Source organism: Labedella phragmitis (assembly GCF_004078635.1).
GTDB classification, from domain to species: domain Bacteria; phylum Actinomycetota; class Actinomycetes; order Actinomycetales; family Microbacteriaceae; genus Labedella; species Labedella phragmitis.
On the sequence record NZ_RZNB01000002.1, the window covers coordinates 501633 to 514894 of the forward strand.

Genomic DNA, 13262 nt, shown 5'->3' on the forward strand with positions numbered 1-13262 from the left:
GTCAGCCGCGCCGCTCGCGCATCGCGAACCCGAGGAGGATGTCGCGCTGGATCCCGAACATTTCCTTCTCCTCGTCGGGCTCGGCGTGGTCGAAACCGAGGAGGTGGAGGACCCCGTGCGTCGTGAGGAGGAGGAGCTCGTCGATCGTCGCGTGGCCGGCGGTCTCGGCTTGCGACTCCGCGACCTGCGGGCACAGCACGATGTCGCCGAGCAGACCCGGAGGGGTGGGGTCGTCCTCGGTGCCGGGCCGCAGCTCGTCCATGGGGAAGCTCAAGACGTCCGTCGGTCCGGGCTCGTCCATCCACTGCACGTGGAGCTGCTCCATAGCGGCCTCGTCGACGAGGACGATGTTGAGCTCGGCCTCCTCGCTCACGTGCATGACGCCGAGGGCGAAGTCGGCGATGCGGAGGATCTTGCTCTCGTCGACCTCGACGCCGGACTCATTGTTGATCTCGATGCTCACGCGCGGCCCCCACGCGGCATCCGGTCGCGCGGAGCCGCACCGCGACGTTCCGCCCGGTTCGCGAACTCGCGCGCCTGCTCGCGCTCGAAGTGGTCGGCCTGCTTGCGGGCGTCGTACTCGCTGTACGCGTCGACGATGCGTCCGACGAGCGTGTGACGCACGACGTCCTCGCTCGTCAGGCGGGCGAAGTGGATGTCGTCGACGTCCGCGAGCACACGCGTCACGAGACGGAGTCCCGAGGCGTTGGTCGGGAGGTCGATCTGGGTGATGTCACCCGTCACGACCATCTTCGATCCGAAGCCGAGTCGCGTGAGGAACATCTTCATCTGTTCGGGTGACGTGTTCTGCGCCTCGTCGAGCACGATGAAGGAGTCGTTGAGGGTGCGCCCACGCATGTAGGCGAGCGGCGCGACCTCGATCGTTCCCGCGGCGAGGAGCTTCGGCACGAGCTCGGGATCCATCATCTCGTTGAGCGCGTCGTAGAGAGGGCGGAGGTACGGATCGATCTTGTCGGTGAGCGTACCCGGGAGGAAACCGAGCCGCTCACCGGCCTCGACGGCTGGTCGCGTGAGGATGATGCGGTTGACCTCTTTGCGTTGGAGAGCCTGGACGGCCTTCGCCATCGCGAGGTAGGTCTTCCCGGTTCCCGCCGGGCCGATGCCGAAGACGATCGTGTTCTCGTCGATCGCGTCGACGTACGCCTTCTGGCCCGCGGTCTTCGGTCGGATGCTCTTGCCCCGGGAGGTGAGGACGGCCTGGCCGCCCAATACGTCGGCGGGACGGCCGTCGCTCTCGATGATGCGAGCGGACGACCGGACCTCGGCAGGATCGACGTCCTGCCCGTTGCGGATCATGATGAGGAGCTCCTCGATGAGAGTCGTGGCGGCGGCGACCTGATCGGGGTCTCCGCTGAGAGTGATGTCGTTGCCGCGCGTCTGCACCTCGACGAGCGGGTATTGGGTCTCGATCGTGCGCAGGAGTCGGTCCTGCGGGCCGAAGAGTCGGACGAGGGCGATCCCGTCGATGTGGAGGTGCGATACCGCGCCGCCGTCAGGCTCCGCCAAGCGATGCCTCCTCGAGTCCACCCGCGAGCACGTGCGCGTGGACGTGGAAGACGGTCTGGCCGGCGCCCGCGCCGGTGTTGAAGACGAGGCGGAAGTGCCCGTCGGCGAGTTCGTCCGCGAGGCGCGACGCCGTGGCGACGAGTTCCGCGAGGAGGGCAGGGTCGCCCGCCGCGAGCTCCGCGACGTCGCGGTACTGTTCGGTCTTCGGCACGACGAGGAGGTGGACGGGGGCCTGCGGGGCGATGTCGCGGAAAGCGATGACCGCGTCGGACTCGAACACGACGTCTGCCGGGATCTCGCGCGCGACGATGCGGCTGAAGATGCTCGGTTCGGTGGAGGTCATGACATCCATTCTACGGCGGCCGGCGCTCGCCGGGACCGTCACCAGCGCTCGAGGACGACGTTCGCCACGGCGATCGCGGCGGGGCCGGCCGTCGACGTCCGCAGCACGGTGTCGCCGAGCACGACGGAGACCGCTCCCGCAGCCGTCATGCGGTCGATTTCCTCGCCGGCGAACCCGCCCTCCGGGCCGACGACGAGTACGATCCGGCGCGTCTCCGTCGGCGTCGAGGCCACGGCGTCCGCGAGACGGATGACGCCGCGGGGGTCGAGCACGAGCACGTGGTCGCGGGGGTCGACGAGCGTCCCCGGTGTTGCGGGAGCCGCGACGTCGGGTACCCAGCCCCGGATGGCCTGCTTGCTCGCCTCCCGGACGATGCTCTCCCACCGGGCGACGCCCTTCTCGAGCTTGGGGCCGCTCCAGCGCGAGACGCTCCGAGCGGTCTGCATCGGGATGACGCCGGACACACCGACCTCCGTCGCCGCCTGGATCGCGAGCTCGTCCCGATCCCCCTTGGCGAGGGCCTGCGCAAGCCAGATCTCGGGCGTCGGACGGTTCTCGGTGCGAACCGATCCCACGCGGACCTCGATCGCGGTGCTCGAGACCGACTCGACGGTGACCTCCGCGAGCGTGCCGTGACCGTCTCCCACGAGGAGGCTCTCTCCCGCCCGCACCCGGTTGACGGCCGCGTGGTGCGCCTCACGGCCGTCGAGGGTGATGACGCCGCCGACCACGCTCTCCGGGAGGGCGTCGACGAGATAGAGCGAGGCCACGGATCAGCCGAGGAAGCGGTCGCGGAGCTTCGCGAACAGACCCTGGTGGAAGTGCGCGAGCTGGGGACCGTGCTGCTTGCGCCCCTTCGCGAACCGCTGGATGAGCTCGCGCTCCTTGTGATCGAGCTTCGTGGGGGTGACGACCTGGACGCCGATGCGGAGGTCGCCGCGACCGGAGCCACGGAGCCGCGTGATGCCGCGGCCCTTGATCGTGATGATCTCGCCGCTCTGCACACCGGCGCGCAACTCGACGTCGACGTCGCCATCGAGCGCCGGGATCGTGGCTTCGGTGCCGAGAATGGCGTCGGTCATGGGCACCTCGAGCGTGCAGAGGATGTCGTCGCCGTTGCGGCTGAAGTCGTCGTTGCTGCGCACGGAGATCTCGAGGAAGAGGTCACCGTTCGGGCCGCCGGCCTGGCCGACCTCTCCGCTGCCCGGCATCTGGAGGCGGAGCCCGGAGTCGACGCCGGCGGGGATGTCGACGGCGACCGTGCGTCGGGCGCGCACGCGGCCCTGGCCGCCGCACGTCACGCAGGGGTGCGGGATGACGGTGCCGTAACCGCGGCACGTGCCGCACGGGGACGCCGTGACGACGTTGCCGAGGAGCGAGCGCACGGTGCGCTGGATCTGGCCGGTGCCACGGCAGACGTCGCACGTGACGGGGTTGGTGCCCGGCTGGCAGCACGACCCGTTGCAGGTCTCGCACAGCACAGCCGTGTCGACCTCGAGGTCGCGGTGCGTTCCGAAGATGACCTCGTCGAGGTCGACCTCGACGCGGAGGAGGGCGTCCTGGCCGCGCTCGCGGCGCGACCGCGGTCCGCGCTGGGCTCCGCCGCCGAAGAACGAATCGAAGATGTCGCCGAACCCGGAGAAGCCCGCGCCTCCTGCCCCGCCGAATCCGCCGGCGTCGCCGAGGTCGTACCGCTGACGCTGGTCGGGGTCGCTCAGGACGTCGTAGGCGTGCGTGACCTCCTTGAAGCGCTCGGAAGCGTCGGCGCCCGGGTTCACGTCGGGGTGGAGCTCGCGTGCGAGTTTCCGGTAGGCCTTCTTGATCTCGTCGACGCTCGCATCGCGCGAGACGCCGAGGACGTCGTAGTGGTCAGCCACACGGGGCCTTTCGTCTGGAGTGCGCCGGCATCGGGGAATCGCCGACGACGTGGATTACGGGTTGGTTCGTCCGCCGGAGCGGACGGCGGGTGGTCATGACTCTCCGAGGAGCCTGGTCAGGTAGCGGGCGACCGCTCGAACGGCCGCCATATTGCTCGAGTAGTCCATGCGGGTGGGACCGAGGACGCCGAGCCGCGCCGTCTCCCCCGGTGCCGTCGTGTAGTCGCTCACCACGAGGCTCGTCTCGGACAGCCCGTACGCCGCGTTCTCTCGACCGATGCGTGCCGAGACGCCGAAGGCGTCCGACTGCATCTCGCCGAAGAGCCGCAACAGGACGACTTGCTGCTCGAGCGCCTCGAGCACGGGGAAGATGCTGCGGAAGTCGTCCTCCGTGCGCGCGAGGTTCGCGGATCCGGCGAGTACGAGGCGATCCTGGCGGTAGTGGCCGAGCTGTCCGATGACCGCGTCCGCCACGAAGCGCGCGAGCTGCCGGAGCGGGACGTCGAGCCCGTCCGGCAGCGACTCGAGCGCGGCGGCGGCGTCGGCGATCGAGCGCCCGACGGTCGCGTCGCCGATCGCGGTCTTGACACGCTCGACGTCCGACGGGTCGACGGCTGTCACCGTCTCGACGATACGCTGCTCCACGCGCCCGGAATCCGTGATGAGGACGGCGAGGAGGCGCGACGGTGCGAGCGTGACGAGCTCGACGTGTCGGACCGAGGCGTTGGTGAACGACGGGTACTGCACGAGCGCGACCTGATTGGTCAGTTGCGAGAGGAGCCGGACCGTTCGGGAGAGGACGTCGTCGAGGTCGACGGATTCGCCGAGGAACTGCTCGATCGCGAGGCGTTGTGCGCTCGACAACGGGCGGCGGTCCGCGAGCTGGTCGACGAAGAGCCGGTACCCCTTGTCGGTGGGGACCCGCCCGCTCGACGTGTGCGGGGCGACGATGAGCTCCTCCTCCTCGAGGAGAGCCATGTCGTTGCGGATCGTCGCGGCGGAGACGCCGAAGGCGTGCCGCTCGACGATGGTCTTGGACCCGACGGGCTCACGGGAGGCGACGTAGTCGTGCACGATGGCCTTGAGGACGTCCAGTCCGCGTTCCGAAACCATCAGCGCCCTCCCATCGCTCGTTGGCACTCACCTGCTCTGAGTGCCAATAATACTCCCTCCGCCGGCCCGGCCGCCTGCCGGGCGCCCGTGTCGGCAGGCCGCGTTAGGGGCCACCGTCGGGACAAGCGGTAGGCGGCCCGGTAGAGGCCAGCCGCGCGAAGCGGACGAGCGCGACGACGGCGGCTCCAATGGCGACCACGCGTCGTGGCGATTGCGGCTCGTTCGGCGGGACCGATACCGTGATGCTGTGCCCGGGCGGGTTCGTCCTGAGCGGTCTCGTTCGACGGGGCCGTCGTAACGCACGTCATCCGATCGAAAGGAACGGCGATGACCGACCCCTCCTCCCCCCAGTCGGGAGATCAGCAGCCGAACTCCACGAACGGGCAGCCGCCGTACGGCGCTCCCCAGCCCCCGGTTCCCCCGCAGCCGCCGTACGGAGCTCCCGCCCAGGGTGGTCAGTCGGCGTACGGTGCTCCGGCACCCGGCCAGCCGCCGTACGGTGCTCCGCAGGGCGGGCAGCCGTACGGTGCCCAGCAGGGGGGCCAGCCGTACGGCGCTCCTCAGGGCGGTCAGCCCTACGGGGCTCCGCAGGGCCGGCAGCCCGGATACGGCGCGCCCCAGGCCGGTCAGGGCGGCTACGGCCAGCAGCCCCCGTATGGACAGCAGCCCTACGGCCAGCAGGGTGGCGCAGCACCCCTCTCTCCTGCCGAGGACAAGCAGTGGGCGATGTGGTCGCACTTCGGCGGCGTCATCGGCTTCCTGCCATCGCTCATCATCTTCCTCGTCTTCAAGGACCGCGGCGGGTTCACCCGCCAGGAGTCGAAGGAAGCGCTCAACTGGCAGATCACCTGGATCATCGTCAACATCGCCTTCCAGATCCTCACGGGGATCATCGGAGGAATCGTCGGCTTCAGCATGGGCTACAGCTACGGCTACGGCGGAATCTCCCTGCTCCTCGGGCTCATCGGCTGGCTGCCCTACCTCGCGAACCTCGTGTTCTCGATCATCGGCGGAGTCAAGGTCAACGGCGGCTCCGCCTACCGCTACCCGGTCAACTTCCGGTTCATCAAGTAGGACGGCCGTCGGTCCCGTCGCATGGCGACGGGACCGACGTCACGCCACGAGTCGACGCACGACGGCGTCGGCGAGAAGCCGCCCGCGCAAGCTGAGGACGACCCTCCCGCGCAGGGCGGCTTCTCCGTTCACGAGGCCGTCGGCGATGAGACCGGCGACGGCCGTCCGCCCGTCGGCCTCGAGCGCGTCTATCGCCAGGCCCTCAGCGATACGCGTCTCGAGCAGGACACGCTCGACGAGCCGGGTGGAGTCGTCGAGCGTCTCGCGACCGTGGGCCGGCGACGCGTCGTCGGCGATGAGCCCAGCGTAAGCGGCGGGATGCTTGACATTCCACCAGCGGACGCCGCCGACGTGGCTGTGCGCTCCCGGCCCGACGCCCCACCAGTCCGAACCCCTCCAATAGGAGAGGTTGTGACGCGACCGGAACTCGGGCGCCGCCGCCCAATTGCTCACCTCGTACCAGGAATAGCCGGCTCGACCCAGGAGGTCGTCGGCGAGCTCGTACATGTCGGCCTGCAGGTCGTCCGACGGCGCGGCGAGCTGACCCGAGCGGATGCGGCGGGCGAGCCGGGTCCCCTGCTCGACGATGAGCGCGTAGGCGGAGACGTGGTCTGGCCGCTGGGCGGTCACGGCTTCGAGCGACCGCCGCCAGTCCTCGATGGTCTCACCCGGCGTCCCGTAGATGAGGTCGAGGCTCACCTGGAGTCCGGCCTCCCGTGCCGCCGCGACGACGACGGGGATGCGCTCCGGGTCGTGCGTCCGGTCGAGGGTCGCGAGCACACGCGGGACCGCGGACTGCATCCCGAACGAGACGCGCGTGAATCCCGCCGCCGCGAGCTCGGCGAGGTACTCCACGTCGACACTGTCCGGATTGGCCTCGGTCGTGATCTCCGCGCCCTCGGCGATGCCGAAACGCGTCCGGACGCCGTCGAGCATCCTGACGAGGTCGCCAGCGGGCAGCAGGGTGGGGGTGCCGCCGCCGAAGAAGACCGTCTGCGCCGGTCGGTCGGGAAGACCTGCGCGCTCGAGCACCGCGGCGGCGAAGTCGATCTCCGCGAGGGCTGTGGAAGCGTAATCGGCTTGCGAAGCGCCGCGCAGCTCTGTCGCGGTGTAGGTGTTGAAGTCGCAGTATCCGCAGCGGACCGTGCAGAACGGAACATGCAGATAGACGCCGAACGCGCGCTCGCCCGCTCCCCGCGCGACGGACGCGGGGAGGGAGCCGTCTCGTGGGGCCGGGTCGGCGAGAGGGAGCGGACCGCCCACGCGTACTACTCCGAGACCTGACCGCGAGAGCGGGCGGCCCACAACGGCGAGAGCGTGCGCGAGAACCGCGTGGACAGCGCCGTCCAGCGCCGCTTCGCCAGCCAGCGCATGATGCGGTAGTGGAAGGCGCGCGGCCGGAACACCGAACGCTGCCGGAAGTGCACGCTGTCGTCGTCGGCGAGCTCGACGATGTACGCATCCTCGCCGCTCACGACGCACCCACCGAGGGTGCCGAACGTCACGCTCACGCGGCGCTCGTCCTCGACGACGGAGACGACACGCACGCGGCTCGTGACGCGGTAGACGCCGACGCGGCCGCTCAGCCGCGCCGAGGCGCCCGAGGAGACGTACGGGATGCCGTCGGCGGTGAACCGCTCCTCGGCCGAGAGCGTCGCGGGAGCGATGGGCGTGCCGTCGTCCGCGAAGCGCACGCCCGTGTACGCGCCCGGCTCGCCGTGCGAGAGTACCTGGACGGCGATGCCGGAGCCTCGGTAGAGATCCCACGACATGATCGCGTCGACCGCTTGCGTGAACCGCTCGACACCGCTGCCCAACCGGACCTCGACCTCCGCGGAGCGGAAACCGCGGGGCGGGTACTGCATCATGTCGGGCGCCGCCGTCGCCCCGACGGAGCCGTAGTCGACGTGTACGTCCTCGAAGGTCTCCCGGCGCATGGCTCTACTTCTTGTCCTTCTTCGTCTCGGTGTCTCCGGAGAGCGCCGCGATGAAGGCCTCCTGCGGCACCTCGACCTTTCCGACCATCTTCATGCGCTTCTTGCCCTCCTTCTGCTTCTCGAGCAGCTTGCGCTTGCGGGTGATGTCACCGCCGTAGCACTTCGCGAGGACGTCCTTGCGCATCGCACGGATGGACTCGCGCGCGATGATGCGGGCGCCGATCGCGGCCTGGATGGGAACCTCGAACTGCTGACGCGGGATCAGGTTCTTGAGCCGCTCCGTCATGAGCACACCGTACGCGTACGCCTTGTCGCGGTGGACGATGGCACTGAAAGCGTCGACCTGTTCGCCCTGCAGGAGGATGTCGACCTTCACGAGATCGGCCTCCTGCTCGCCGGCCGGCTCGTAGTCGAGGGACGCGTAGCCCTGTGTGCGGCTCTTGAGGTGGTCGAAGAAGTCGAACACGATCTCGCCGAGCGGCATCGTGTAGCGCAACTCCACGCGATCCTCACCGAGGTACTCCATGCCGAGCAGGGTGCCGCGCCGGGACTGGCACAGCTCCATGATCGTGCCCACGTAGTCCTTCGGCGCGAGGACCCCGACCTTCACGACGGGTTCGGAGACCGCCTGGATCTTGCCGCCGGGGAACTCGCTCGGGTTCGTGACGGTGACGGTCTTCTTGTCCTCCGTCGTGACCTCGTACGTCACAGACGGCGCCGTCGCGATGAGGTCGAGGCCGAACTCGCGCTCGAGCCGTTCGGTGATGATCTCGAGGTGGAGGAGACCGAGGAAGCCGCAGCGGAAACCGAAACCGAGGGCCACGGAGGTCTCGGGCTCGTAGTTGAGTGCGGCGTCCGAGAGCTTGAGCTTGTCGAGGGCCTCGCGGAGGTCGGGGTAGTCGGCACCATCGATCGGGTAGAGCCCCGAGAAGACCATGGGCTTGGGATCGGTGTAGCCGGGGAGGGCTTCCGTGGCCGGTTTCGACGCGGTCGTGACGGTGTCGCCGACCTTCGACTGGCGAACGTCCTTCACACCCGTGATGAGGTAGCCGACCTCGCCGACGCCGAGGCCCTTGGTCGGGATCGGCTCGGGAGACGAGACGCCGATCTCGAGCAGTTCGTGCACGGCCCGTGTGGACATCATCTGGATCCGCTCACGCGGACTGAGGGATCCGTCGATCATCCGGACGTACGTGACGACGCCACGGTACGTGTCGTAGACCGAGTCGAAGATCATGGCGCGCGCCGGCGCGTTCGCGTCCCCTTGTGGGTTCGGAATCCGATCGACGACGCGGTCGAGGAGTTCCTCGACCCCCATGCCCGTCTTGCCGGAGACGCGGAGGACGTCGTCGGGGGACCCGCCGATGAGCCCGGCGAGCTCGGCGGCGTACTTGTCCGGGTCCGCGGCCGGGAGGTCGATCTTGTTGAGGACGGGGATGATCTCGAGGTCGTTCTCGAGCGCGAGGTAGAGGTTCGCGAGCGTCTGCGCCTCGATCCCCTGAGCGGCGTCGACGAGGAGGATGGCTCCCTCGCACGCCGCGAGGGACCGCGAGACCTCGTACGTGAAGTCGACGTGACCGGGCGTGTCGATCATGTTGAGTGCGAAGGTCTGACCGTCCTTCGACCACGGCATGCGCACGGCCTGGCTCTTGATCGTGATGCCGCGCTCGCGCTCGATGTCCATGCGGTCGAGGTACTGGGCGCGCATGTCGCGATCGGCGACGACTCCCGTGATCTGGAGCATCCGGTCGGCGAGCGTCGACTTGCCGTGGTCGATGTGCGCGATGATGCAGAAGTTGCGGATCGACGCCGGTGGTGTGGAGGCGGGCTGGAGTGCCGTAGTCGCTCGGGGGCTCACGCGGTCCTCACGTCAGGGGTGGTTCGGTGGACATCACATTGTCCCACGGTGCCGGTCGCCTCGCGCACGGTCCGCGCGTCGACCGAGCGGATCAGCGTGCCGGGCGCACGATCGCGTCGATCGCCCCGGCGAGTTCGGGGTGACGGAACTCGTAGCCGAGCTGCGTCAGTCGTTCCGGGACGACCCACCGGCTCTTGAGGAGCAGCTCGGATTCCGTCCGCATGCCGAGCGCACCGAGCTCGATCATCCACCGTCGGAGTGGCACGCCGACAGGCATCCCGACGGCGCGGCGGACGGTCGCCATGAGCGTCGCATTGTCGACCGGCTTCGGGGCGCTCACGTTGACGGCGCCCTCGACGGCCGGATCGTCGATGGCCCGTCGCACGATCGCGAGCACGTCGTCGAGGTGGACCCAGCTGAACATCTGGCGCCCGTGCGTCGGACGGTACTCGTGGAACGCGCCGGCGGCCCGCTTCTCGCGAGGAGCCCACCAGCGGCCGTCGTACTGACGTCCGCCGAATCCGACGCGCGAGAGGCCGAGGAGGGGTGCGAGCGCCGAACCATGACCGAGCACGATCGCCATCCGCAGGGCCACACGGCGGGTGCCGCGCAGATCGGGCGAGAAGAACGCCGCCTCCCACGCGGTCGCGACGCCGACGGAGAAGCCCTCACCGATCTCTCCCGTCGACTCCGTCATCGGTCGGTCCGTAGCGTGGCGGTAGATCGTCGCGGTGCTCGCGTTGATCCAGACGGGCGGGGGCGTCGTCGCGCGGGAGATGGAGCGCGCGAGCGCCGACGTCGTCGCCGTCCGCGATATGAGGATCTCGCGCCGGTTGCGGGCGGTGTAGCGGCAGCTGACGTTCTTGCCCGCGAGATTGATCACGACCGCTGCGCCGTCGACCGCGGCGTCGAGCGCGGCAGTGTCGCCCCACGAGACGTGGGACGGGTTCGAGACGGACCGGCCGATCGTCACGACGTCGAATCCCTGGGACTCGAGGTCCGCGCGCAACGCGGTGCCGACGAAACCGCCGGCACCGGCGACGACGGCGCGCGGCGCCCCCTCCCCCGCCACGGGACTCACCGGCCCGAGGGGAAGAAGCGATCGGCGACGACGGGCGCGCCGTCGACGACCTCGAACTGGAGCCGACCGCCGATGTAGACGCGCTCGGCGACGCTTGTGATGTCGAGCGGATCGCCCGACCAGATCACGACATCGGCATCGAGCCCAGGGGCGAGGGAACCCACCCGGTCGTCGAGGCCGAGGAAGCTCGCCGGATTGACCGTGAGGGCCTCGAGCGCGACAGCGGGGTCGAGACCCTCCTTCACGGCGAAGGACGCCTGATGCACGAGGAAGTTGACGGGGACGACCGGGTGATCGGTCGTGATCGCGACCCGGACGCCCGCTCGCGCGAGGATCGCGAGATTCCCGATCGCGCGGTCCTTGAGTTCGACCTTGGATCGAGACGTGAGCATGGGACCGAAGATGACCGGGACGTCCCGCTCGGCGAGCACGTCGGCGATCTTGTGCGCCTCCGTCCCGTGGTTGATCACGAGGCGGTAGCCGAATTCGTCCTGGAGCCGGAGCGCCGTCGCGATGTCGTCGTGACGGTGGACGTGCTGATCCCACACGAGCTCGCCGTCGAGGACGCGCACGAGCGTGTCCTTCGCGAGGTCGCGCGAGAACGGCTTCCCGTCGCGAGCCGCGGCCGCTCGCGCCTCGGCGTAGTCCTGAGCATCGATGAAGGCCTGACGGATGACCGCGGCGACACCGAGCCGCGTGCTCGGCGTCTTGCCCTTCTCGCCGTACACGCGCTTGGGGTTCTCGCCGAGCGCCGACTTCACGCTCACGGCGCCCGAGACGAGCTGCTCGTCGATCGTGCGCCCTCCCCACGACTTGATCGCGACCGTCTGGCCGCCGATCGGGTTGCCGGAACCGGGCTTCACGACGACCGTCGTCACGCCGCCCGAGAGCGCGTCCACGAAGCCGACGTCCTCGATGTTGACGGCGTCGATCGCCCGCACGAAGGACGTGTCCGGATCCGTCATCTCGTTGGTGTCGTCGCCGGCCTTCCCATTGGCCTCCTCGTGGATGCCGACGTGTCCGTGCGACTCGACGAAGCCCGGGACGACGACCTTGCCGCTCGCGTCGACCACATCCCAGCCCTCGGGGACGGCGAGCGACTCGCCGACGGCGCTGATGAGACCGTCCTCGACGAGCACGACACCGTTCTCGAGGGGAGCGGAGGACACGGGCAGGACACGACCGCCGACGATGGCGAACGGGGGATGTGGGATCGACATGGAACGAGCGTATCCCCGTCCGCTCCCCGTCGGCGGTCTCAGCTCGCCGACGGAACGTCGCCCACCCGGGCAGCGGAACCCGGAGCGGGAAGTCGACGCAGGCCGTCGAGCAGTCGTGCGCGATCGGCCGCGAGGCACACGCGGACCCAGCCCTCCCCCGACCGGCCGAATGCGCTGCCCGGCGCGACGGCGACACGCTCCTCGAGAAGGAACCTCTCCGTCCACGAGGCGACGTCCCCGCGCGACGCGTGCGACATGTCGATCCACAGGTAGAAGGCGCCGTCGGGTTGGAGGTACGCGATGCCGCGCTCGTCGAGGAGCGCTGCCGCCGCAGCGGCGTTCTCGGCGTAGTGCGCGAGCGCGACGTCCACGGGTTCGCGTGGTCCCGTCAGGGCTGCGACGGCGGCGCGCTGATCGGGCGTCGGCACACAACTGATCATCGCCTCCTGGACGGTCCGCATGACGCCGGCGAATCCCGGAGGGGTGACGAGGTAGCCGACGCGCACTCCCGTCATGGCATAGGTCTTCGAGAGGGAGAACACGCTGAATACGCGGCCGTCCGGGTCGAGCGTCGCCGGGCTCACGTGCTCACCGCGGAACGTGAAGTACTCGTACACCTCGTCGGACAGCACCCAGAGGTCGTGGCGTGCGGCGAGACCGACGAGCCCCTCGAGCACCTCGGTCGAGAACACGCGCCCCAGCGGATTCGACGGCGAGTTGATGAGGAGCACCCGGGTCTGCGGTGTGATGAGCGACTCGAGCTGCGCGAGGTCGGGGATGAAGCCGTCCTCGGGTGCCAGACGGTACGGAACGGGCACGGCCTGGAGCATGCGGGCGTTCATCCCGAACGTCGTGTAGCCCGGGTCGGGCACGAGGATCTCGTCGCCCGCATCGAGGAGAAGTCCCATCGCCTGGAAGAGCGCCTGCGTCGCACCGATCGTGACCCAGACCTGCTCGACCTCGGCGGTGATGCCGTTGTCGCGCGCGAGCTTGTCGACGATCGCGCGACGGAGGTCGGGGATGCCGCCGTTGGCGGTGTACCGCGTCTCGCCCGCCCTCCATGCGGAGACCGCGGCGTCGGTGATGTGCGAGGCGACCGGCTGATCCGGCTCACCGACCGCGAGGATGTTCACGTCGTCGAGGGTCAGGGCGATCTCGAACAAGCGACGGATGCCGGACTCGGGGACGGACGACATGTGGGCGGCGAGCTGAGGCATGAGCCAACGCTAATA

General features: G+C 69.4%; 13 protein-coding genes. 1 reads left to right on the top strand and 12 read right to left on the bottom strand.

Features of this window, described 5'->3' with window-relative positions; genetic code table 11:
• Position 1: 1 nt before the first annotated feature.
• The 6 genes from ybeY to hrcA all read right to left on the bottom strand — a co-directional run bounded on the left by ybeY (position 2) and on the right by hrcA (position 4860).
• The gene (ybeY, locus tag ELQ90_RS07075; protein WP_128494558.1) at positions 2 to 463 is read right to left on the bottom strand and encodes an rRNA maturation RNase YbeY; all 462 of its coding nucleotides are present in this window, start codon (positions 461 to 463) and stop codon (positions 2 to 4) included.
• Positions 460 to 1527, bottom strand: a complete 1068-nt coding sequence (locus ELQ90_RS07080; RefSeq protein ID WP_128494559.1) for a PhoH family protein — start codon at positions 1525 to 1527, stop codon at positions 460 to 462. Before ELQ90_RS07080 ends, ybeY begins: the two co-directional genes overlap by 4 nt.
• Positions 1514 to 1870, bottom strand: a complete 357-nt coding sequence (locus tag ELQ90_RS07085; protein ID WP_128494560.1) for a histidine triad nucleotide-binding protein — start codon at positions 1868 to 1870, stop codon at positions 1514 to 1516. Before ELQ90_RS07085 ends, ELQ90_RS07080 begins: the two co-directional genes overlap by 14 nt.
• A gap of 38 nt (positions 1871 to 1908) precedes the next feature.
• The gene (locus tag ELQ90_RS07090; protein WP_128494561.1) at positions 1909 to 2640 is read right to left on the bottom strand and encodes a 16S rRNA (uracil(1498)-N(3))-methyltransferase; all 732 of its coding nucleotides are present in this window, start codon (positions 2638 to 2640) and stop codon (positions 1909 to 1911) included.
• Between the two features lie 3 nt (positions 2641 to 2643).
• A complete protein-coding gene (dnaJ, locus tag ELQ90_RS07095; RefSeq protein WP_128494562.1) occupies positions 2644 to 3747 on the bottom strand; it encodes a molecular chaperone DnaJ in 1104 nt (367 codons plus the stop codon).
• Positions 3748 to 3840: 93 nt separating this feature from the next.
• Positions 3841 to 4860, bottom strand: coding sequence for a heat-inducible transcriptional repressor HrcA (gene hrcA / locus ELQ90_RS07100; protein WP_128494563.1), 1020 nt, complete (start codon positions 4858 to 4860; stop codon positions 3841 to 3843).
• Between the two features lie 327 nt (positions 4861 to 5187).
• On the opposite strand from hrcA, the gene ELQ90_RS16920 reads away from it, so the two are divergent.
• Positions 5188 to 5934, top strand: a complete 747-nt coding sequence (locus ELQ90_RS16920) for a DUF4870 domain-containing protein (RefSeq protein WP_243696048.1) — start codon at positions 5188 to 5190, stop codon at positions 5932 to 5934.
• A gap of 39 nt (positions 5935 to 5973) precedes the next feature.
• Here the strand turns inward: ELQ90_RS16920 and hemW are convergent, their stop codons facing one another.
• The 6 genes from hemW to ELQ90_RS07135 form a co-directional block, all read right to left on the bottom strand.
• Positions 5974 to 7197: a radical SAM family heme chaperone HemW gene (gene hemW, locus ELQ90_RS07110; RefSeq protein WP_128494564.1), complete on the bottom strand. Its 1224-nt coding sequence runs from the start codon at positions 7195 to 7197 to the stop codon at positions 5974 to 5976.
• Positions 7198 to 7202: 5 nt separating this feature from the next.
• Positions 7203 to 7871 (bottom strand): DUF1990 family protein, encoded by a 669-nt coding sequence (locus ELQ90_RS07115; RefSeq protein WP_128494565.1) that lies wholly within the window; start codon positions 7869 to 7871, stop codon positions 7203 to 7205.
• 4 nt (positions 7872 to 7875) lie between these two features.
• Complete coding sequence (gene lepA / locus ELQ90_RS07120; RefSeq protein WP_128494566.1) at positions 7876 to 9729, bottom strand: translation elongation factor 4; 1854 nt, start codon at positions 9727 to 9729, stop codon at positions 7876 to 7878.
• A gap of 91 nt (positions 9730 to 9820) precedes the next feature.
• The gene (locus ELQ90_RS07125; RefSeq protein WP_243696049.1) at positions 9821 to 10810 is read right to left on the bottom strand and encodes an epimerase; all 990 of its coding nucleotides are present in this window, start codon (positions 10808 to 10810) and stop codon (positions 9821 to 9823) included.
• The gene (locus ELQ90_RS07130; protein ID WP_128494567.1) at positions 10807 to 12030 is read right to left on the bottom strand and encodes an amidohydrolase; all 1224 of its coding nucleotides are present in this window, start codon (positions 12028 to 12030) and stop codon (positions 10807 to 10809) included. The genes ELQ90_RS07125 and ELQ90_RS07130 overlap by 4 nt, the downstream gene beginning before the upstream one ends.
• 38 nt (positions 12031 to 12068) lie before the next feature.
• Complete coding sequence (locus tag ELQ90_RS07135) at positions 12069 to 13247, bottom strand: pyridoxal phosphate-dependent aminotransferase (RefSeq protein ID WP_128494568.1); 1179 nt, start codon at positions 13245 to 13247, stop codon at positions 12069 to 12071.
• Positions 13248 to 13262: the final 15 nt, after the last annotated feature.